This is a genomic window from Chryseobacterium sp. BLS98 (genome assembly GCF_001045445.1).
Taxonomy (GTDB): domain Bacteria; phylum Bacteroidota; class Bacteroidia; order Flavobacteriales; family Weeksellaceae; genus Chryseobacterium.
Genome location: NZ_LFNF01000002.1, coordinates 640,223 through 662,000 on the forward strand (window position 1 = coordinate 640,223; position 21,778 = coordinate 662,000).

The window sequence follows — 21,778 nt, forward strand, 5'->3', positions numbered from 1 at the left end:
GTTACGATGAAATTTTCGCCCTTGTATATTGATGGGGAAAGAAGCAGTCGGCCTTCATTTCAAATGAGCCCTGAACAGCAATATAAGGATTTCTTAAAATTTCTCTTGCTATAAATATAAGGTCTGCATCCTCTTTTTCCAATATTTCTTCGGCCTGCTCAACCTTAGTGATCAATCCCACCGCTCCGGTTCTTACCCCAGTCTCTTTTCTGACCTGTGAAGAAAAAGGAACCTGATATCCATCAAACACAGGTATTTTTGCTCCATGAATATTTCCCCCGCTTGAAACATCAACCAAATCCACGGAATGTTCTTTTAGCACCTTAGCAAGCTCTACACTATCATCAATATTCCATCCGTTTTCGGCATACTCAGTCCCGGAAATCCTTACAAAAAGGGCAGTATCTTCATTCAATACTTCATTAACGGCATCAACAATTTCTATCAGAAAACGGACCCTGTTTTCAAAACTTCCTCCATATTCGTCTGTTCTGATGTTAGATAATGGTGATAAAAACTGGTGAATAAGGTATCCGTGTGCACCATGAATTTCTATAATATCGAATCCTGCCTTTACCGCTCTTTGGGCTGCATCTTTAAAATTCTGCACCTGTTCCCGGATTTCGCCGACAGTGAGGGGATGGGGAATCCTTTCAGAGGGATGATAAGGAATGCTGCTAGGAGCAACTGTTTCCCAGCCTTCTTCTACAGGAATCTGTATATTATTCCAAGTGGATCCTTTTCTCCCGGCATGGGCGAGCTGAATTCCTATTTTACTTTCTGAACGGGAATGGACAAAATCAACGATTTTTTTCAGTTCCTCTGCCTGATGATCGTTCCAGATTCCCATACAGTGGTTGGTGATTCTTCCCCGCGGCTCTACGCCTGTAGCTTCCACCATGATCAGTCCGGTTCCTCCTTGCGACCTGCTTCCGTAGTGTACAAAATGGAAATCATTGGCCATGCCATTTTCACAGGAATACATACACATGGGAGACATTACCCATCTGTTTTTCAATTCTACATTTCTAAATTTTATTGGTGTATACAGCATTTTATTTTTTTTGAATTTTCAATTTAATGGATGAATAAAAAAACATTGTCCAATTGGTGAAAAAGGAGTACTTTTAGCCCCCCTTTTTTAGTCATGACTAATATATGAAAAAAGACATACAGATCAGTTACGAGCACTTTAAAAACAGCAGTGAACTGAGCGATATAGAAAAAAAACTGTTCGAGAGTGCCAAGCAGGCCCGTGAAAATGCCTATGCGCCTTACTCGAACTTCCTTGTAGGATGTGCTGTTCTGCTGGAAAACGGCGAAATTTATTCAGGTAACAACCAGGAGAATGCTGCTTATCCATCGGGACTTTGCGCGGAAAGAACGACTCTTTTCTGGGTGGCTGCTAATTTTCCTGATGTAAAGGTTAAGAAGATTTTTGTAGTGGGAGGGCCAAGGGAATTCCATGAAAAAAATCCTCCGATTCCCCCTTGTGGAGCCTGCAGACAAAGTTTAATAGAATATGAAACGAAACAGAGCGAAAACATAGACCTTTATTTTTCAAGCATGAATGACGAGGTTGTGAAGGTGCATTCTATTAAAGATCTGTTGCCGTTTTATTTTGATTCATCATTTTTATAGGGCGAAAAGCCAAAACAGCGAAAATGCCAATTATAGCTGATTAGATTGGTCAGCTATTTTACTTTTTACCATTTTGCTGTTTACTTTTTTGCCTTTTTACTCTTTTACCTTTTGTCATTTACCATTTTACCCTTTTTGTGAAATACATATAAAAAGTTATCTTTGCAAAAATTTTGGTTTCCAGCATATTGGAAATAATAGGGAATTGGGTGCGATGCCCAAACTGTCCCCGCAACTGTAAATCGCAATAAGATTTTCTGCAAAAAACCACTGTTCATACGGGAAGGTGCAGAAAGCGAAAGTCAGGAGACCTGCCAAAATTATAATTAAAAACAGATTACTTTCGGAGGAAAAGTAAAATAGTATGGATATAAAAAGGTCTTTATTACTTCTTTGCTCGTCTTTTGGCAGCTTTCTTTTCGGACAGGAGAAAGCGGTTGACACTATTTATATTTTCGACAGCCAGATGAAAAAGGCAAAACTTTTTCACCCGGTCCGTACGATTACTCCTAAAGATATTGAGAAAAACTCGACCAATCTTTCTGAGCTTTTACGTTTCCAGTCTTCAATTTACATTAAAGAAAACGGCCGCGGTGCTGTTTCTTCACCATCATTCCGGGGAACAACGGCTCAGCAGACTGCTTTTGTGTGGAACGGAATTAATATCAACTCGAGCTTTTTAGGACAAGGGGATGTGAATAATATTCCTCTTTTCGGATATGATCAGATTGACATAAAAGCCGGCGGGGGAAGTGTTGTATACGGAAGCGGTGCTATCGGGGGAAGCATTCATTTAAATAATATTCTGGATTTCAACAAGGGTTTTAAAGCTTCGTTTTTTTCTGAGGTGGCTTCTTTTGATACGTATAATAATTTTGCACAAGCCGGTTTCAGCAATAAAAAATTAAGTATAAAGGTTTTGGGAAGCTATATAACCAGCCAAAATGATTATAAGGTTCCTGAATTTGTGGTAGGAAATACAGGATTCCACAATACTAACGGAAGATATTATAATACCTCAGTGAATATTGGTGTAGCATATAAAATTGCTGACCACCAGACTATTTCATGGCAGAATCAGATATTTGATGCTTCCCAGCATTATCCTATTTTCGAACTGAATGGTAATAAAACGAAATATAAAGCACAGACTTTAAGAAGCCTTATTGCATGGGACATTCATAAAAGCAATCTTTCCAACAGCCTGAAAATGGCTTACACGGAGGATAATTTCCAGTATTTTTCGGACCTTAACCAGCCTAAGGCAAGTGGGGCAGACGGAAAGAATTACATTTTTAAAAATGATTTCAATTATTTCATCACTCCAAAGATCAACATTAATGCAATTGGAGAATTTCAGGTGAACAAGGGTGAAGGCTATCAATCGGACAAAAATAACCAATCCGGAATTGGGGTTGTCAGCAGAAATGTAGGCTCTTTATCGGGTCTGATCAGATATTTTGCCACAAAAGACCTCCGTTTCGAAGCAGGAATTAAAAAAGATTTTGTAGAAGATATCTCTTCTCCCCTTCTGTATTCTTTTTCCGGGAAATGGAATGCAGTGAAATGGTATCATATGGGGATTAATTTTTCAAAAAACTTCAGATATCCTTCTTTTAATGATCTTTACTGGCAGCCGGGAGGAAATCTGGATTTAGTTCCGGAAACTTCTATAAATATTGATATGAACCATGAGTTCAGCTTTGGAGATTTTAAGATTTCTCTAAGCCCTTATTATATGGACATCAAAAATCTTATCAATTGGCTTCCAACCTCTTTTGGCTACTGGGCACCATTTAATACGTACAGGGTTGAATCTTATGGTTTGGAATCGCAGATTACCTGGAATAAAACTTTCGGTAAGCATGCTTTGAGGCTGGACGGAGGCTACACGTATTCAAAATCGATCAACAAAGACACTGATATGCAGAGGATGTATGTTCCAATGCACAAGGCAGTAGGAAATATAGAGTACGGCTATTCTTTATTTAAAGTATATGCTCAAGGGATGTTCAACGGTCTTACGTACACAACATCCGATGAAAAAAGATCTGCAGCAATTGATCCTTATTTTATTTTGAACGCCGGAATTTCTGCATCGCTTTTCAAGAAATATACTTTAGGATTTAAAGTAAATAACGTTACGGATACCTATTACCAGACGGTATCTCTTTACCCAATGCCTAAGAGAAATTACAGTGTTTATGCAACAATTAATTTTTAAACTTAAAAATATTATGAAACTGACAAAACTTCTACATCTTCTTTTTGCTTTTACACTTCTTCTAGGCATTGTGTCCTGTAGCAGTGACAATACTATTGAGGAGCAGGAAATATTCTACGGTAACGGCTTTTTAATCGCCAATGAAGGTTCTTTCGGAAAACCCGAGGCAGACGTAACATTTGTAAGCGCAGATCTAAGCCTTAAACAGGATAATATTTTTGCATTTAATAACGGTGGTGCAAAGCTAGGTGATGTTCTACAGATGATTGCCTTCAATGGTGAAAATGCTTATCTGCTGTTAAATAATTCTAATAAGATCCAGATTGCCAACCGTTCCAATTTTAAGGCTAACGGCCAAATTACCGCTGAACTTAATTCTCCCCGCTATATGGCTTTTGCCAACAATAATATTTATGTAACGAATGATAAATATATGGGTGATAAATTTGTAAGCATTTACAGGGTTTCAGACCGTTCTTTCATCAAAAAAATTGCTTTCACGGATGCTGTCGAGAGAATTGTGGAAGCCGGAAACAATATCTTTGTACAGAATGCTTCTTTCGGTTTTGGAAATAAGATCACTTACATCAATACTTCTACTAACGAGGTTCAGTCTACGATCACTCTTCCTGCCGGAAACATCAACAAAATCATCTCCAACAATCAAAATGTTTACGCGGTTGCTGCAGATGCCGCTAATTCTTATATCTACCAGATATCAAGCACAGGAAGCATCACCAAAACAACTACTTTAACGGGGATTGCCGATGCAAAAAATCTTGAAATTTCCAACGGTAAATTCTATTTCACTTCAGGAAAGAAAGTATACGGAATGGATATGAGCGCTACAACGGCTCCTTCGTCACCATTATTCACTGTAGCGAACAGTGTTGATGACTATTCTGCCTTATACGGATTCAGCGTAATCAACGATAAAATTTTCACGTCTGATTCTAACGGATTTACCCAGGACAGTAAAATTGTAGTTTACAACACTTCAGGAACTGTTATCAAATCATTTACTTCGGGGATAGGCTCAAATTCTGTTTACCCTAACTAAGAATTAATACTTCGGTATTATCATATAATTTTTTATTTTTTTTCATCATTTGTGTTTTTTTTCCGGTCGTTTCTTTGAAGAAGCGGCCGGATTTTATTTAAGAGGTAAAACGGTTATGGCGGGACTTTGTCCCGCCGTAACCGTTTATATATTCTAAGCTTAATTATGCTTTCAATCCCAGCTTCTCAGCTTCGGCAATCACAAATTTTTCAGCTTCTTCCTTGTCATTGGGGATCTCACCTTCCAGAATGGCTTCTTTCACTTTTTCTTTAAGAATCCCGATTTCTTTTCCGGGTTTAAGATTAAACATCTGCATGATTTCTTCTCCGGTAATCGGTGGCTGGAAATTGCGGACCTGATCTTTTTCCTCAACTTCTTTGATCTTCACAGCTACATATTCAAAGTTCTTTTTGAACCTGTCCTGTTTTTTAGAGTTTTTGGTTGTGATATCCGCCTTGCACAGGGTAAAAAGGTCTTCCAGATCTTCACCGGCATCAAAAAGGAGTCTTCTCAGTGCAGAATCTGAAGCATCATCTGTGATCAGAGCAATCGGCCGTGATGAAAGTTTTACCATTTTCTGAACATATTTCATATCACTTCCCAATGGCAGTTTTAGTCTGTGGAAAAGGGTCTTCACCATTTTTGAGCCTAAAAACTCATGGCCGTGAAAAGTCCATCCGGTTCCTTCAACAAATTTTTTGGTAGGCGCTTTGCCTATATCATGCAAAAGTGCTGACCACCGTAACCACAAGTTATCTGTATTTTCAGAGATATTGTCAACTACTTCAAGAGTATGATAGAAATTATCTTTGTGCGTCTGCCCTTCTACCTCTTCTACTCCTTTAAGTTCTAACAGTTCAGGAATAATCAGCTTTAAAAGCCCCGTTTCTTCCATTAATCCCAATCCTACAGAAGGTTTTTTAGACATCATGATTTTATTGAATTCCACCATGATCCTTTCCATAGAAACAATCTTGATTCTTTCGGCTTCCTGTCTGATCGCATTCAGGGATTTCTCTTCAATTACAAAATTGAGTGTTGAAGCAAAACGAACGGCTCTCATCATCCTCAAAGGGTCATCAGAATAGGTTTGGGCAGGTTCCAAAGGAGTTCTTAAAATTCCTTTCTCCAGATCTACAACCCCGTTGAAAGGGTCAACAAGCTCTCCGAAATTAGCCTTATTCAAAGAAATTGCCATTGCATTGATGGTGAAATCTCTTCTTTTCTGATCATCTTCCAGTGTTCCACCTTCTACTTCAGGCTTACGGCTGTTCTCGGTATAGCTTTCTTTTCTGGCCCCTACAAATTCCAGCTCAAGGTCTTTATATTTGATCATGGCCGTCCCATAAGTTTTGAAGACCGAAACTTTTAATTTAGGATCAATATCCTTTGCTACGGTTTGAGCCAGCTCAATCCCATTTTGCTCCGTCACAAAATCGATATCTGTAGACGCTGTTCTTTTCATCAAAAGATCGCGGACATATCCACCGACAATATATACCGACTGGCTGTTTTTTTCCGCAGCTTCAGCAATGATCTTGAACAGTTTTAAATTTTTATTTTGGGTAAGATTAATTTTCATCGTTATAAATAGATCGTCTTTTTCTAGCTATGCATTTCCATCAATCATAATGGGCGTACATTTTATTAATTTTTTCATCATCATCAAAGAACATCACTTCTACAGCATGCTTATCCATAATAGATCTGTAGAACAACGCCACCGAATTTACACCTGCCGTTGAGCTTATCAAATCGAAATGCAGATCAGGAAATTTATCCAGTGCTTTTTTCCAATATTCCCGGACGGCATCTTTGCCTTTCAATGTACTTTCTTTCCCTCCGGTAGCCATCACAATCATAGGAGTTGTGATCTCTATATCCTGTGTATAGTGGGACAAGATATCTTCAAGGTCATGGGAATTCCAGGCACGGATCCATTCTTCAGCAAACTTCTGGTGGTTCATGGCATGTCTTTTATCAGTTGAAGAATGCAAAGATAGAAATTAAAAAAAAGAAATCCTGCCGATATGTATTGACAAGATTTTAAATTGAAATATTTAATCCGGGATTTTATTCACGAAGAACCTTAATCCTGTTATCGTTCCATATTTTTATCACCGAAGAACCTGAATATTTTGAAACTTTCTCCCTGTCCTCTTCCACAGCATAATCTACGAGCTTAATGATTTCGGGTGAAATATCAGAAAACTTCAACGGACTTTTATCTCCACTGAAATTGGCCGAAGTGGAAACTAAAGGTCTGTTCAGCTTTGTAATCAGTTTTTTACAGAAATCGGTTTTAATAAGCCTGATTCCAATACTTCCGTCCTCAGCAAGCAATTCTTTCGGAAGGCCGCGGGGATTTTCATAAACAATCGTTACCGGCTTTTCACTAATATCAATAATTTCCCACGCCATTTCCGGAACGTCCACAAACTCCTGAAGTCTCTTTTCAGATTCCACAAGAATAATCATGGATTTGTTTTTTTCTCTTTTTTTGATATCGAAAATCTTATTGACAGCTTCTATATTCGTGGCATCGCAGCCTATTCCCCAAATAGTGTCTGTAGGATAAAGAATTGTTCCGCCGGATTTTAGTATTTCGATGATGTTTTCCATAATTTTTCAGGTTTTAAACCTGTGTATAAAGGTAAAGAAATGGTGAATTTCAGCCAAAAAAATATGAGGGTAAAATTTTGGCTTTTACTAAGATATAGTTTTGACTAAAGCCCGTTCCTATTGAATTTATAATATCATTTAAATCTGATCTGGATTTATTTCAATCCCGGCAGATATCTCTCCTTAATGATATTCAAATGATGATAATTGTGTCCTACAATCAGTTTACCGACTGTTTCTGCTGTCAATTCATTTCCATTAGCCGTTCCTATATTCTTCAGGGCAGATGGTTCAAGGCTTTCAATCAGGATTTGGGAAGATTTCCGCACTGTTTTGTACTCTTCTAATAAAGATTCCAAAGTTCTTTTATTCGCAAAAGAATGGGCAGCATAATCTTCTTCATCAAAACCCGGTAACGCCGCTTTGTCTCCCCTGGCAAAAACCAGAACTCTGTACTGAAATACTCTTTCGGCATCTGATAGATGCAGCAAAAGCTCTTTCAGGGTCCATTTTCCTTCGGCATAAGCAAAAAGGGACTGTCCTTCAGTAAGCTCCGAATACAGAGCTATTGTGTTCTCTCCCGATTTTTTTAATTCTTCAATCCAGCTTCCGGAAGGAATCTGATCAAGATATCTTTGTATGTATTTTTGAAAATCTGACATATTATTTAATTATAAGTGATGAGTAATAAGCAATGAGTGATTATGATTAATATTATAAATGTATTATTTATTGTTGACTATTCACTTTTAATTCTCTCTGTTCGTCCATTCATAAAAATTCACAGAATTATAGAGCTCAAAGCCACATGCGGGATAAAGCTGATTTCCTACATCATTGCTTTTTCCGGTTTCGAGAAGGACTCCACAGGCATTGGATGATCTGCAGAGGTTTTTTGCTTCTTCAATCAGCTCTTTGGAGTAACCTTTTCCCCGGTGGTTTTGATTGACGTAGAGATCGTTCAACAACCAGTAACGCTGCATTCTTGTAGATGAAAATATAGGGTACAGCTGAACAAATCCCGTCAGTTGGCCATCATTTTCTGCTACAAAAATTTCAGAATCTTTATGCTCTATTCTTTCTCTGAGAAAGTGTTCAGCAGAAGGAATATCGGATTCTTTGTGATAAAAAATCCTGTATTGGTCGAATAGTTCTGCTAATTGATTTAAATCCTCAAGCGTAGCTTTTCTAGTATTTTTCATATTGATTATAAATGATGATCGTAGCTCAGTACCCTTTTCATTTTCCATTGCTTATCCTCCAAAACCCATAAAATATTAAATTTTGCACGGCTTCCCTGAACCCATTTTCCATTGGAAAATTCGAAAAACTCATGTTCCCCTTCCTGTACAAAGGCATACAGCACATTATTGTTGTATAAAGGATACACTTTCATGCTGTTGGGAACAAGATCCCGTCTTACTTTATTGGGACCTCCGCAGATATTGTTTTTAATGGAAGCGGTAAAGGCTTTTTCTCCAGAAGTAATTCCGCCTTTATCATGATAAAATTCCAGGTCATTACTGACTATGGATTTATAATGAGAAAGATCGCATTTATTGAATCCTATGTCGAATATCAGGCTGTCCAGTTTCTTGGCTGTTTTATACAATTCATCGGTAGTTTTTACCTGGGAATATGTAATCTGACTGAAAAAACTTAAGATCAGAAAAAACAAAATCTTTCTCATTATTATTTATTTTAAAGGGTTAAGAAAAAGCTCTTTCAAGGTCTGCTATAAGATCTTCTGCATCTTCAATACCAACGCTTAAGCGAACCAAATCGTCTGTAATACCCAATTCTTCACGTTTATCAGCAGGAATGGAAGCATGTGTCATTAATGCAGGATGATTGGCTAAAGATTCAACCCCGCCTAAAGATTCTGCCAAAGTAAAAACCTTTACTTTTTCAAGGAATTTAACAGCATCTTCTTTTTTTCCTGATTTGAAGGTGAAAGAAACCATTCCTCCAGGCTCTTTCATCTGGGATTTGGCAAGTTCATACTGAGGATGGGATTCTAACCCCGGATAGATTACCCTGTCTACTGCAGGATGGGTTTCAAGATATTTGGCCACAGCAAGTCCGTTATCTGAATGGCGCTGCATTCTTAATGCCAAAGTTTTGATCCCTCTTAAAACAAGGTAAGAATCGTGAGGTCCCAGGATACCACCACTTGCAAACTGGATAAAATGAAGCTTTTCTCCTAATTCAGCATCTTTTGCAATTAATGCTCCGGCAATCACATCAGAATGTCCACCAAGATATTTGGTAGCCGAGTGCATTACGATATCTGCTCCAAGGTCAATAGGTCTCTGGATGTATGGCGTTGCAAAAGTATTATCAACAGCAACCAGAATACCTTTTCCTTTGGCTATTTCAACTACTGCTTTAATGTCTACCAGCTTCATCAATGGGTTGGTTGGGGTTTCTAACCAGATCAGTTTGGTTTTGTCCGTAATAACGTCAGCAACTTTGGAAACATCATCAAAATTCACGAACGTAAATTTCAGCTGGTATTTTTCAAAAAGCCTGGTAAACATTCTGTAAGTACCTCCATAAAGATCATCTACAGCTACTACCTCATCACCTGGATTCAATAATTTCAAAACACAGTCGATGGCCGCAAGTCCTGACCCGAAAGCCAAACCTCTTGCCCCATTTTCAATACTTGCCAGAGAGTCTTCCAATGCCTGTCTTGTAGGATTGGCTGCTCTTGAGTATTCGTATCCGGAATGTACTCCCGGACTTTTCTGTGCAAATGTAGACGTTAAAAATACAGGAACATTTACAGAACCTGTTGCAGACTCGTGGTGCTGCCCTCCGTGAATTACTTTTGTATTAAAATTCATACTATTTTTTATTTTTTATAAGCCTGCCATGAAAAAGTCAAGGCTCTTTGAAATGTTATCAGATTTTCTTTTCACCTCTAGCTTTCCGTTAAAAGCATAGGCCACAACATCTATCTCTTCCGGAAGTTTATCAGGAACAGTCGTTGTAAATGAAACCAGATATTCACTGTTTTCATACCGATCTTTGCCTGTCTCCTTAAGCTCTTCAAACTTTCCGTTGATCCTGAGAATGATTTTCTTCAGGGAATCATCTATATAAGCAATATCCGAGCCGTTTCCTTTAATGAAATCATCCATACTGGGAACAAGCTCCATGACAGATTCACCTTCCATATCATGTGGATGGAGACTTCCTTTTAACAGGGCTGCCGGAATATCTTTCTCTTTAAATAAAGCGACATCCAATGCAGCATTTTCGGGATTTTTTTCTGTTTCTGAAGTTGCTGCGGTTTCAGCAGCTGGGAGTTTATCTGCCTGAATGGCAGCGTCAGAGGTTTTTGTTTCCTTTACCTCAGTTTTTTTATTGCAAGATGCCAACAATACCATTGTACCGATAAGTAAAAGTGTTGTCTTCATAGTATTTTGTGATTGGTGTAGTGGGTTTTACATTTTTATCGCAGATTTCACAGCAAATTCTTCTGCAATCTCCTCAAGCCACTGTGCAACATCTTCCTCTCCGGTTGCTCTCTGGTAAGTATTGCCTAAAGATACGAGGATCTGGTGAATGAACATTTTCATCTGATCTACCGGCATTTCTTTTGTCCAAAGATCAATTCTTAGAGCCTCCATTGCTTTGTCGTCCCAAACCGAGATCATGGTAGCTTTTGTTTCTTCCTTTTCCACACCACCGTCCTGAGCGTTCCATGTAATATTTTCAGGAATGTGGTTCTCATCCAGCTCTACATCTATTGTAATCTGAGTTTTTCTCATATCAATCTAAAATTTTTCCGCAAAGTTAATACTTCTTCAGCTTATCTAAAATTTCTGTGGAGCTTCTTCATCATGAAACAGGGTATTAAATTAAAAAAAATAACTCTCAAATTGCTTTGAAAGTTATCATTTATTTTAACTATTATGGTGTTTTAGGTTTATATACCGCTTCATTAAAGATAGTGGTAGCATCCAGCTTTAAGAAATCAACCAGTTTTGTTTCCGGTTTTTGCCTGAAATAGGCTTTACAAATTTGCCAGCCTGTAAAAATTCCAATCTGGGGAGAAGACTCATTATCGATTTCCGTATAGAATTTTGAGAACGGGCCGGGAGAAATAAAACGCTCCACCAGCCTTGGATCGTCCCCGAAAATCAGGTTGCTTTCCACAAAATAATTCCAGATATTGGCTTCATTGGCAACAGCCCAGTCGTACTGCTTCTTGGTATAATTCATTTTCAGATAATCTGGCGTATCGGGAAGAAAGGCATCCTGCAGCATCATGATTTTTCCGTTCAGAATAATTTTATCAATAAATTTCTGATGATCCGGGGACTCCATTACAATATTTTCAGCAAAGATCTGGGAAACTTTGGGAACAATATTTTGAGGATTCATTGATTTTTGAAAATACAGTTCCAATCCTTTATAATTGGCATTTCCATCGCCCATAAATCCGGTGATATCTATAAAAAGAAGGTTTCCTTTGGAATCGTAAAAAATAGGATCCTGAACCATCTGAAGTGCCGATGAGAAAAGGTAAACCTTAGGACTTTTAAATTGCGGGAAGTAATATTTGATATGAGAGAATAAATCCTGAAGTTCTTTCTGAAGCTTTGCCTGATCTATTTTACCGGCAGCTTCTTTGTAAATCTTTATTTCTTCGGCATCAGCCCTTCTTTTTCCAAAATCCGCATCAGAAACCGTTCCCTGGAACCATGGAAATTTAGCCTTAAACTGATCCAAAGGGACATTCTGATCATAAAATTCTTTGGAAATATCTGTTACCTCAACTTTTTCAGCAGGAGCTTTTACTTCTACTTTCCATGGGTTCTCCGGTTCTTTTTTGCAGGAATCCAAAGCGAGAACTAAAATGGAAGAAAGCGCAATAATTCTAAAAATCTTCATTATTTTTACATGAAATTTAAGTGAACAAAAATAAGGATTAAAAACACAATGAATGATGAAAATTAAAATATTTACAACATTAAGCCTTATTATTTCAGGATTTTCTCTGTTCTATGCCCAAAAAATTAATTTTAAAGATCAAAACTTTGAAAAAGCAGTTCTTGAAAATTTTGACGTTAATAAGAACGGCTCACTGGAAAAGCTGGAAGCAGATATGGTTACCAATCTGTTCCTTGTTCAGAAAGGCATTACAGCGGCGGATGATGTGCTCCTTTTCAGCAATGCGAAGGTGATCGTGCTTGATGATAACACTATTTCCAGCGTCTCTCTTACCGGTCTGCCACAACTTGAACTGTTTTCGTGTACGGGATGCAAGATGATTTCTTTCAAGGCGGAAGGTCTTAAAAACCTAGCTTCTTTATATCTGGATAATAATGTTCTGGAAGCTTTTTCACTAAAGGAAATTCCCAAAATTGACCAATTAACATTATCTTTAAATCAGTTAAAAACAATTGACATCACTCCGCTCAAAAATTTAAGAAAATTAAACGTCGAACATAATAAGATCCAGAAACTTGATATTTCCCAAAATTCATCACTTCAAACGCTGAATGTAGGTGGAAATCCTATGAAGGAAGCTGATATTAAGAAGGGAACGAAAACTGATGTCACTGTTTTCGGATTTGAACAATAACCCATGCTATGAAACTAGAAACAGAAAGATTAATCCTCAGAAAATTGGAAGAAACAGATGTAGAACGCATGTTTCTGCTGGATTCTAACCCTGAAGTCATGAAATACATTGGTGTTCCGGTACTCACGGAACCAAATCAATCATTAAACGTTATCCGAATGATTCGGAAGCAGTATGAAGAAAACGGAACAGGAAGGCTGGCCGTGGTTGAAAAGGAAACCGGACTTCTGATCGGCTGGAGCGGCCTGAAATTATTGACCGAAGAGATCAACGGTTATAAAAATGTACTTGATCTCGGCTATCGCTATCTACCTGAATCATGGGGAAAAGGTTATGCCCTGGAAGCTGCGAAAGCATCTCTGGAACTGGGTTTTCATCAGATGAAAGCCGAAGTGATCTATGCTCATGCCCATTCGGAAAATGAAGGTTCCAACCATATTTTAAAGAAATTAGGCTTTGAGAAAACCAGCGAATTCACAGAACCCGATGGCATCTGTAACTGGTATGAGCTAAAACGTGAAAAATATCTTCAATAACACAAAAAACCTGTAATTTTGAATTTTCTTTGACGTCTGAAAATTCCTAAAGTTAAAGGAATAGATGTAAAGATGGTAAAAGACGGATTAAAATATAAAAAAGGGACAAAATTCCCTAAAGAATTTGAAAATAGACTAAAAAAATAAATAAATGCAGACTCAGAAAGTAATAGATCATATTGTAAACTGGCTAAAAGATTATGCCGTAAAAGCTAACGTAAAAGGCTATGTAATTGGGGTATCCGGAGGAGTGGATTCCGGAGTGGTTTCTACACTTTGCGCCATGACAGGGCTTGAAGTACTGCTTCTTGAAATGCCTATCCGCCAGAAAGAAGACCAGGTAAACCGCGCTCAGGATCACATCGAAGATCTTAAAAAAAGATTTCCGAACGTTCAAGGAAAAACAATCAATCTGACCCCTACTTTTGAGGCTTTTGAAGATATTGTTGAAAACCATGTTGAAGGAAGATGGAGCAATAATTTAGCTCTTGCCAATACCAGATCGCGTTTCAGAATGGTGACTTTATACTATTTTGGGCAACTTCACGGTTTATTGGTTTGCGGAACGGGAAATAAAGTGGAAGATTTCGGAATTGGTTTTTATACAAAATATGGTGACGGAGGTGTAGATGTTTCGCCAATTGCCGATCTTTATAAAACTGAGGTTTACAAGCTTGCCAAAGACTTAAATCTTATCGAGAGTATCCAAAAAGCAATTCCTACAGATGGGCTTTGGGATGCTGACAGAACAGATGAAGACCAAATTGGGGCAACTTACCCTGAACTGGAAAAAATTCAGAAAGAATATGATACTAAAACTGTTGATGATTATGAAGGACGGGACAAGGAGGTATTTATCATTTTTGACAGAATGCATAAAGCGGCAAGGCATAAAATGGTTCCTATCCCGATTTGTGATATTCCCGAGGAATGGAGAAATGATTAGTTTTAAGTAATAAATGATAAGTTTTATATGAACGGTAAAATAAGATCGGTATTTTTTATTTGTCTGGGGCTTCTTTTCGGAATGTCTGCGATGTATGTCTACAATAATTTTATTGCGGATAAAAAAGGGAATGCAGAGGCTGTAAAGACGGAAAAGGTCAGCTATGGAAATGCTTCTCCGGATTCTCAAAATACCAATGAAAATTCTTCTACACAGTCTATCGACCAGCTGACGGAGGAAAAAACAGTCATTAGTTATGTAAAACAGAATCACAGGCTTCCTGATTATTATATCACTAAAAATGAAGCAAGAAAGCTAGGCTGGAATGCTTCAAAAGGAAATCTTTGTGAAGTACTGCCCGGCAGAGCCATTGGCGGAGATAAATTCGGGAACAGGGAAAATCAGCTTCCTCAAGGCGAAAAGTATTACGAAGCTGACGTCAATTACAGCTGTGGAAACCGAAATGCAGATCGGATTATATTCACCCGCAATGGGAACGTTTACCTAACTAAAAATCATTATAAGAGTTTTGAGAAACAGTAATTGAATGTCATTGCATCGTTGCTGCGCTCCTCGCAATGACAAACCTTAAACAATAAAGAAAAATATGAAGACAATATATATCGATTTTACAGACATCGGCGATTATGAAGATTTTTATGCTCAATTAAAGGAAAAAATAACCCTTCCTGAATATTTTGGAGATAATCTTGATGCGCTGTCCGATGTTATTACCGGAGAACTGGAGCTACCACTCCACATTGAGTTTGTTAATATGACGGTAGATCAGCTTGAAATTTTTGAAGATCTCCTGACAACCCTTGAAGATGCAGAAGATGAAACGGAAGATTTCAGTTTCACTTATTATCTGGAGCAGTACGAAGATGAAGATGAAGATGAAGATGAAGATGAAGATGAGGACACCCCGGAAGACGAAGAATAATAACATAAAATCAAAACTCGCAGAAATTCTGCGAGTTTTTTGGTCAAGTCTTCTAAGTGTTTCTAATTTTATTTTTACTGTCTGATAAACTTAAAGCTTTGTGAAGTTTCCCCCTTCACGAAAATCTGCAGAATATAATCTCCTTTTGATAAAGAAGAAACATCTATTCTGTTTTCCACAGCATTATCTGTTTTTACTTTCTGACCGACCATATTGTAAATTTCCACTTTATCAATCTGCTTGATTCCTTTAAAGTAAAGCATATCTTTTACAGGATTTGGATAAATGGATATAGTATTGTTGTGTTGCGTACTTTCATGGGTAGAAAGCAATGTTTTCGAAAGATCCAGAAAAAAAGCAACCATCTGGTTGGATGCATTGGTTCCCATTCCTGCAATTCTTTTTCCATCCTGTGAAATAGCTAAGGGAAGCCCCATAGTAACCCCTTGGGTATTGATGCCCATACTTACCGCATAATCATTCAGGTTCACCCGTCCTCCTGCTTCTGTCCATATAAAGCCTTCTCCAGACATAGGAGGCGCACCAAAAGCCCTGAAAAATCCGATTACTTTTTTACCGTCGGCAGAAATCCCGGTTGCTCCCCCTCTGAAGAAGGCTGAGGAATTTGGATGGGTTATGTATGTAAGGCCGTTTACGCTGTTCCACACGTATGGGTTTGGCATTGCGGAACCTATAATTGTAGTTCCGTCAGCTGAAACGTCTCCAGCTTCGCCTACGTAATTGCCGTTAGTATCCGTAATAAAGCTTTCTACTCCGTTTACCCATTTGGCTCCGCTTCTGAATCCCGTATCCTGATCCTGCCAGCCGACAATCACAGATCCGTCAGCATTAATGGCATTGGCTCTGGAGCTTCTGTTGGGAACTATACTGCCCAGATCAGTTACTCCGCTTGCAGCATTCCATTTTACAGCATGTGCGGTTCCGGCAGTAAGCCATCCGAGCCCTACAATAGTACTGCCATCAGAAGTCATTCCCCAGGTAGAGCTTACATGGCCGTCCCAGCCTGCAGGAACCAGTCCGCCGAGATTCGTCCATGTGTTTGCAGCCGTATTATAGGTTGAAATTTCGTTAAAACCAGTTGCGGTATTGGTGATGGACGAACCTATTTTAGTTCCGTCAGCTGTAATCAGCGTTCTTCCTGCAGCGGGATATCCGTTGGATATAGAGCCTATCTGAACCAAACCATTCAGCTCATCCCACTTATAGATCTGACCTGCACTTGTGTGCATACTGACGATTCCACCATCCGAAATACCGCCAACTGTATAATTTCCCAATGCCATTACAGTGAGCTGGGCATTGGTTATTGCAAATCCAAACAGAAAGCAGGTATATAAAGCTTTCGTTGAGATGTTGTAAATTTTTTCCATAATTATTTAAGTTTAATATTTTGAATTGGCTTAAACAATATTAATATTATATTTACCTTTTTAAAAGATTTTGACTTACATAATTCGTGAAATTCAAAAGAATAAAAAACGTAAAACACTAAAATACAACCCTATAACAAAAATCTACTTTGAGGACAGATCATCAGGAAGCTGTAAGAAAAAAACAAAAAAAATCATTATTTTGCCGGAATGCTTTGCTTCAGGGCATCCGATTTCTGCTCATTATTCTGAGCTCAATTTTTGTTAAAGGACAATCGGGACCGGATTTTAATATTTTGGCAGACAAAGCTTTTCAGAAACTATATCAGAATCCTGATGAATGCATCAACTATTCCCAAAGCCTGCTCATCAGCGATCAGAATCCGGAACACAGGATTGTACTGCAAAATATTATTTCCCAGGCGTATGCTATGAAGGGAGATTATGTACAGTCCGTGAATATCTACAGTCAGAAGGAAGACTCAAGGGAAAAGGAAAAACTGTCTTATTTTCTTCAGATTGCCGGTGATTATAATCTAGCTGACCAATATCAGAATTTGGATCTTTACCACCAGTCACAACAGATTATCACCAGTCTTTTATCTGATCAAAAGCTGTTAAAAGGTGACAATCCCCGGCTGAATGTCATTACAGGCAAGCTTTACCAGCTTCAGGCGATTAATTTCGGGATCAACAGGAGCTATGACAAAGCCCGGGAAAACCTCAACAAAAGTGACCATTATCTCAGCTTTAATAATCAGGAAAACTTAATCCTGAAGATGGAGAACAGAATCTTCAGGGCTTCTTATTTGATGAAACAAAATAAACCGGAAGAAGCTAAATATATTCTGGAAAGCACACTTGCAGCAACTGAAAAGAATAAAAATTATCCGTTTCTTCAGGCATTTGCTTATGAAAACCTGTCACGGTATTATTTTTTAAAGGAAGATTATCATACTGCCATTGAAATTCTTGAAAAAGGACTTTCCAGGATAGAAAACACTCCGTATAACAGTTTAAAGGTAAAAATTTATGAATCATTGTCGAAGAACTATTTTGCTCTTCGTAATGATGAAAAATACCATCAGTACAATAAACTTTACAGTGAACTCCGGGCAAAATCAGATTCAAATACGAAAGAAGGGATACGCTATATTGTAAAGCTGGTAGAAACCAATCAGAATAATAATCTGGAATTTCAAAAGCAAAAGCAACTGAAAAAGATAATCTGGCTTTCTACGGGATCCCTGGTTATCATTACAGGACTTCTGATCTGCTTTTTAATCCTGAAAAGCAGTCATAAAGACCTTAAAAAACAGTTCGATTTTTTTGAAAAACAGCAAAAGCAGGAATTCACGGCACAGAAAGATATGCCAGACATTGTGAAGGAAGCTCCGGCTATTAAAACCAACGAAAAAGATCTTAATAAAATCTCCAAGGAAAAGGAAGATGAAATCCTTCAGAAACTGGAAGAATGGGAAAAACAGCAGCGTTATCTCGACAAAAACATGACACTTTCCATGCTGTCTTCACAAATGGGAGTCAATACAAAATATCTTTCCGAAGTGATTAACAGCAGTAAAGGGAAAAATTTCAACGGATATATTAATGAATTAAGGATTAATCACATTGCCCTCCTGCTGAGAACAGATCCTGTTTATCTTAATTATAAGGTCAGCTATCTCGCAGAATATTCAGGGTTTTCTTCACACAGTGCCTTTACCACAATTTTTAAATCGGTCACCGGAATGTCTCCGAATATTTATATCCAGGAAATCAGTAAAAGCAGAATGTTATGAAAGTTATATTAAAAATCATTCCCGCCATTCTTTTATGCTTTCAGATTTCAGTTTGCGGGCAGAATGTTCCGTTTGATTCCCTGATGAAAAAAGCCCGCCTTGAGATCTACGATAATCCGGATAATGCCATCAGGATTGCTAGGGATCTTCTTGGAAAGGAACATGATGTTCATAAGAAAATCGGCATTTATCAGTTGCTTTCTACGGCCAATATTGCCAAAAGGGATTTTGACCAGTCCCTGCTCTATCTTTTAAAAGCTAAAGAAACCGCACAGAAAACCAATGACCTGAAGATCCGTACCAGCGTCCTGATTTCCGCCGCCATACAGTACCAGCAGATGGAACTTTTCAATAAAAGCCTTGAAACGCTTAACGAAGCAGAGCCTCTTCTTGCCAAGCTGCCCGATGACCTGCCTGAAAAGCATATTGAAACGGCAAGAAGCTATGCCATCCGCGGAATGATTTACAAAAGTCAGTCGAATCCGGAAATTGCCCTGGAAAAGTTTCTGATCTCCATTCAGAATTTTGAAAAGGTACAACATAAGCAGACCACGTATTCCAATATGAGCGTGGTTTACTATAACATCGGCTATTGTTATCTTAATATCTCTCAGCTTGAAAAAGCCCATCAGGCATTTCTCAGGTCCGCAGACTATGCCCGGAAAAATAAAGCAAAAAGTCTGGAAGCATTTGCACTGAAGGGAATGGCTGAAATGTACAAGCAGAAAAAAGAGAATGAAACAGCTCTTCAGTTGCTGATAAAAGCTGAAGATCTCAGCAAAAATACCGGCGATCTTATCCTGAATGAAGGCATCTACAAAGAAATGTCCGACAACTATCTGGCCCTGGGAAAACCGGATCTGTATCAGAATTACAGTAAAAAATATTTTGAAATGCGCTTTCAGCGGGAACAGAATGAGTTAAACTCTATTAACCATTCAATCAATGATCATAATCTGGAAACACTCAAAAAAAGCAGTACAATCAAGACCCACTATAATTATCTGACGGCAATTATCGGAGGCATCAGCATTTTTATCATCGCTCTGTTGCTTTCTTTAATTTTCAGGATCAGGAGACAGAATCTGAAGTACAGAAAAGAGATTCAGAAACTGATAAGATCGTGAAAATTAAAAGTGAATAGTGAAAATAAAAAAAGCATTCCCGAAAGGAATGCTTTTTTTATTTTTTATTTTTATTTTCCAATGGCTTCTGTAATTGGATTTCCTATATTTCCGCTCGGGAACTGAATTTTCAGCAGTGATGATACGGTAGGAGCAATATCGGTCATATTATAAGGCTTATTACTTTCTCCTTTCTGAATTCCCCAACCCATAAAAATCAGTGGAATGTGTGAATCATAAGAATTCCATACGCTGTGCGTAGTTCCTGTCTTAGAATATGGAGGAAGCATTGAATCGTGAGAGACCAGCTGGATATCACCGCTTCTCTGCCTGTTGATTCCGTTGATAATTCTCTGCTTGATTGGTTCCGGAATGGTCGCTTCCTGAACTTTATCCACAGATACGGCATATAAAACGGTAGGATCTTTCTGTAGTTCTTTGATGGTGAAATCTCTCAGGTCATCCAGTTCAATTTTATTGTCCTGCATGAGCTTTCTGTCAAAATAGATCTGGTAGTTGTCTACAGCATTGATGAGCTTATCCACTCCGAATTTATCTTTCAGCTTCTGATTAATGTCTTTTTCCATTCCTTCTCCAAAGAATCCTGTAGTCATTTTATGTTCTTTCAGGAATCCTACTGAATGGGCTCCGCCGTGGTCAGCAGAAAGAAAAACAGTATATTCTCCTTTTCCTACTTTTGAATCCAGGTAGCTGAAAAATTCTGCCAGATCCTGGTCAAGTCTTAAATAAACATCTTCTACCTCAATAGAATTCGGCCCGAATTTGTGACCTGCGTAATCTGTAGATGCTAAATTGATCGCTAAAAAGTCAGTTATCTGGTCTCCTCCTAATTTTTCTCCTTCCACAGAAGCTTCTGCCAGTTTCAATGTCAATGTATTTCCGAAAGGAGTATAACGGATATTATCTTTTTTACTCTGATAATCCTGTGCTAAATTGCTGTAAGGGAAAACCGGCGTTTTTGCACTTCCCAGTAGTCCTTCCCAAGAAGAATTATCCGGTGAGCTTTCTGTATACTGATTAATAGGAAGTAATGTATTCCAGCCATTTGCCACTAATTTTTCAGGAAGGTTCTGCGAATTGAAAGATTTCACCCACTGCGGCAGGTCGTTCATATACCATGTACTCGTAATGAAGTTTCCTGTGCTGTCATCAAACCAGAAAGCTCCATTCGGCGTGTGGCCTGCAGGAAGGATAGAAGCGCGGTCTTTTAATGAAACCCCGATCACTTTTCCCTGGAAATTGGTTGCCAGCCTTAATTCATCTGTTACTGTTGTAGACCAAAGGTTTTTCGGAGAGTGGCTTCCTGTTTTTACGTTCGATGTTCCTACCGGCTGCACGCTTTCATCTGTTGTGCAATAAACATTTTTTCCGGTTTCTTTGTCTGTCCAGTCGTTTCCTGCAATACCGTGGATGGCAGGCACAGAACCTGTATAGATGCAGGTATGTCCCAAAGCTGTAACAGTAGGTACATAGTTGATATGAACATTATTCAAAGAATATCCTGTATTCAGTAATCTTTTGAAGCCATCATTTCCGTATTTATTGTAAAAACGGTACAGATAGTCCCACCTCATCTGGTCTACCACCAGTCCTACGACTAATTTGGGTCTTTCTAATTGAGAGTTTTTGTTCTTCTGAGCATTGATTGTCATTACGGACAAAAGGGCAGCTGCCGCAATTGAAATTTTCCTAAGCATCTGGTAAATTTTTGTTGACGACAAATTTAAGGGTTTTGAAAGTTTTGGAGTGTGAAATTTTATTTAAATTTAAACAATAGTCTTTATAGACAGAGATATACTATTCAAATAAAGGATATCAGATTATTATATTAGAAATTTATTTACTTTTACAGCCTTTAATTAATTACACAAA

General features: G+C 38.2%; 23 protein-coding genes and 1 riboswitch. Of the genes, 10 read left to right on the forward strand and 13 right to left on the reverse strand.

All coding sequences use genetic code 11. The features are described 5' to 3' along the window. Position 1: 1 nt before the first annotated feature. Positions 2 to 1,054 carry an NADPH dehydrogenase NamA gene (gene namA, locus ACM40_RS07785; protein ID WP_048502254.1) on the reverse strand — a complete coding sequence of 351 codons (1,053 nt, stop codon included), beginning with the start codon at positions 1,052 to 1,054 and terminating at the stop codon, positions 2 to 4. Between the two features lie 104 nt (positions 1,055 to 1,158). Between namA and cdd the strand changes: the two genes are divergently transcribed. From cdd to ACM40_RS07800, 3 genes are all read left to right on the forward strand, one after another. After that, a complete protein-coding gene (gene cdd, locus ACM40_RS07790) occupies positions 1,159 to 1,641 on the forward strand; it encodes a cytidine deaminase (protein WP_048502255.1) in 483 nt (160 codons plus the stop codon). Positions 1,642 to 1,798: 157 nt separating this feature from the next. Beyond that, positions 1,799 to 1,975, forward strand: a riboswitch (cobalamin riboswitch). Positions 1,976 to 2,005: 30 nt separating this feature from the next. Continuing rightward, positions 2,006 to 3,865 carry a TonB-dependent receptor plug domain-containing protein gene (locus tag ACM40_RS07795; RefSeq protein ID WP_117614860.1) on the forward strand — a complete coding sequence of 620 codons (1,860 nt, stop codon included), beginning with the start codon at positions 2,006 to 2,008 and terminating at the stop codon, positions 3,863 to 3,865. 13 nt (positions 3,866 to 3,878) lie between these two features. Further along, on the forward strand, positions 3,879 to 4,925 hold the full coding sequence (locus ACM40_RS07800; RefSeq protein WP_048502862.1) for a YncE family protein: 1,047 nt from the start codon (positions 3,879 to 3,881) through the stop codon (positions 4,923 to 4,925). A 163-nt stretch (positions 4,926 to 5,088) separates the two neighbouring features. Here the strand turns inward: ACM40_RS07800 and ACM40_RS07805 are convergent, their stop codons facing one another. From ACM40_RS07805 to ACM40_RS07850, 10 genes are all read right to left on the reverse strand, one after another. Further along, positions 5,089 to 6,507 (reverse strand): CCA tRNA nucleotidyltransferase, encoded by a 1,419-nt coding sequence (locus ACM40_RS07805; RefSeq protein ID WP_048502256.1) that lies wholly within the window; start codon positions 6,505 to 6,507, stop codon positions 5,089 to 5,091. A 40-nt stretch (positions 6,508 to 6,547) separates the two neighbouring features. Next, positions 6,548 to 6,922 carry a nuclear transport factor 2 family protein gene (locus tag ACM40_RS07810; protein WP_228376156.1) on the reverse strand — a complete coding sequence of 125 codons (375 nt, stop codon included), beginning with the start codon at positions 6,920 to 6,922 and terminating at the stop codon, positions 6,548 to 6,550. Between the two features lie 76 nt (positions 6,923 to 6,998). Further along, positions 6,999 to 7,547, reverse strand: coding sequence for an L-threonylcarbamoyladenylate synthase (locus tag ACM40_RS07815; RefSeq protein ID WP_048502258.1), 549 nt, complete (start codon positions 7,545 to 7,547; stop codon positions 6,999 to 7,001). 155 nt (positions 7,548 to 7,702) lie between these two features. Further along, positions 7,703 to 8,209: a DinB family protein gene (locus tag ACM40_RS07820; RefSeq protein ID WP_048502259.1), complete on the reverse strand. Its 507-nt coding sequence runs from the start codon at positions 8,207 to 8,209 to the stop codon at positions 7,703 to 7,705. An 87-nt stretch (positions 8,210 to 8,296) separates the two neighbouring features. Beyond that, a complete protein-coding gene (locus ACM40_RS07825; protein ID WP_048502260.1) occupies positions 8,297 to 8,749 on the reverse strand; it encodes a GNAT family N-acetyltransferase in 453 nt (150 codons plus the stop codon). Positions 8,750 to 8,754: 5 nt separating this feature from the next. Next, positions 8,755 to 9,237: a DUF4440 domain-containing protein gene (locus ACM40_RS07830; protein ID WP_048502261.1), complete on the reverse strand. Its 483-nt coding sequence runs from the start codon at positions 9,235 to 9,237 to the stop codon at positions 8,755 to 8,757. A 19-nt stretch (positions 9,238 to 9,256) separates the two neighbouring features. Continuing rightward, the gene (locus ACM40_RS07835; protein WP_048502262.1) at positions 9,257 to 10,396 is read right to left on the reverse strand and encodes a cystathionine gamma-synthase; all 1,140 of its coding nucleotides are present in this window, start codon (positions 10,394 to 10,396) and stop codon (positions 9,257 to 9,259) included. Between the two features lie 15 nt (positions 10,397 to 10,411). Continuing rightward, positions 10,412 to 10,972 (reverse strand): hypothetical protein, encoded by a 561-nt coding sequence (locus ACM40_RS07840; protein ID WP_048502263.1) that lies wholly within the window; start codon positions 10,970 to 10,972, stop codon positions 10,412 to 10,414. A gap of 27 nt (positions 10,973 to 10,999) precedes the next feature. Beyond that, entirely contained in the window at positions 11,000 to 11,326 is a 327-nt protein-coding gene (gene gldC / locus ACM40_RS07845) for a gliding motility protein GldC (RefSeq protein WP_048502264.1), read from the reverse strand. Positions 11,327 to 11,468: 142 nt separating this feature from the next. Then, entirely contained in the window at positions 11,469 to 12,452 is a 984-nt protein-coding gene (locus tag ACM40_RS07850) for a gliding motility protein GldB (protein WP_083996811.1), read from the reverse strand. Positions 12,453 to 12,504: 52 nt separating this feature from the next. On the opposite strand from ACM40_RS07850, the gene ACM40_RS07855 reads away from it, so the two are divergent. The 5 genes from ACM40_RS07855 to ACM40_RS07875 all read left to right on the forward strand — a co-directional run bounded on the left by ACM40_RS07855 (position 12,505) and on the right by ACM40_RS07875 (position 15,571). Continuing rightward, positions 12,505 to 13,146: a hypothetical protein gene (locus tag ACM40_RS07855; protein WP_048502265.1), complete on the forward strand. Its 642-nt coding sequence runs from the start codon at positions 12,505 to 12,507 to the stop codon at positions 13,144 to 13,146. Between the two features lie 8 nt (positions 13,147 to 13,154). Next, positions 13,155 to 13,682 (forward strand): GNAT family N-acetyltransferase, encoded by a 528-nt coding sequence (locus ACM40_RS07860; RefSeq protein WP_048502266.1) that lies wholly within the window; start codon positions 13,155 to 13,157, stop codon positions 13,680 to 13,682. Positions 13,683 to 13,833: 151 nt separating this feature from the next. After that, positions 13,834 to 14,628: an NAD(+) synthase gene (nadE, locus tag ACM40_RS07865; protein ID WP_048502267.1), complete on the forward strand. Its 795-nt coding sequence runs from the start codon at positions 13,834 to 13,836 to the stop codon at positions 14,626 to 14,628. A 27-nt stretch (positions 14,629 to 14,655) separates the two neighbouring features. After that, on the forward strand, positions 14,656 to 15,171 hold the full coding sequence (locus ACM40_RS07870; RefSeq protein ID WP_048502268.1) for a ribonuclease domain-containing protein: 516 nt from the start codon (positions 14,656 to 14,658) through the stop codon (positions 15,169 to 15,171). A 64-nt stretch (positions 15,172 to 15,235) separates the two neighbouring features. Then, positions 15,236 to 15,571, forward strand: a complete 336-nt coding sequence (locus ACM40_RS07875) for a barstar family protein (protein WP_048502269.1) — start codon at positions 15,236 to 15,238, stop codon at positions 15,569 to 15,571. A gap of 74 nt (positions 15,572 to 15,645) precedes the next feature. Here ACM40_RS07875 and ACM40_RS07880 read toward each other — a convergent pair whose 3' ends face one another. Then, entirely contained in the window at positions 15,646 to 16,962 is a 1,317-nt protein-coding gene (locus tag ACM40_RS07880; protein WP_048502270.1) for a T9SS type A sorting domain-containing protein, read from the reverse strand. 149 nt (positions 16,963 to 17,111) lie between these two features. Between ACM40_RS07880 and ACM40_RS07885 the strand changes: the two genes are divergently transcribed. Continuing rightward, complete coding sequence (locus ACM40_RS07885; protein ID WP_048502271.1) at positions 17,112 to 18,761, forward strand: helix-turn-helix domain-containing protein; 1,650 nt, start codon at positions 17,112 to 17,114, stop codon at positions 18,759 to 18,761. Next, the gene (locus ACM40_RS07890; protein ID WP_048502272.1) at positions 18,758 to 19,888 is read left to right on the forward strand and encodes a tetratricopeptide repeat protein; all 1,131 of its coding nucleotides are present in this window, start codon (positions 18,758 to 18,760) and stop codon (positions 19,886 to 19,888) included. Before ACM40_RS07885 ends, ACM40_RS07890 begins: the two co-directional genes overlap by 4 nt. 68 nt (positions 19,889 to 19,956) lie before the next feature. Here the strand turns inward: ACM40_RS07890 and pafA are convergent, their stop codons facing one another. Continuing rightward, complete coding sequence (gene pafA / locus ACM40_RS07895; protein ID WP_048502273.1) at positions 19,957 to 21,603, reverse strand: alkaline phosphatase PafA; 1,647 nt, start codon at positions 21,601 to 21,603, stop codon at positions 19,957 to 19,959. Between the last annotated feature and the right edge of the window lie 175 nt (positions 21,604 to 21,778).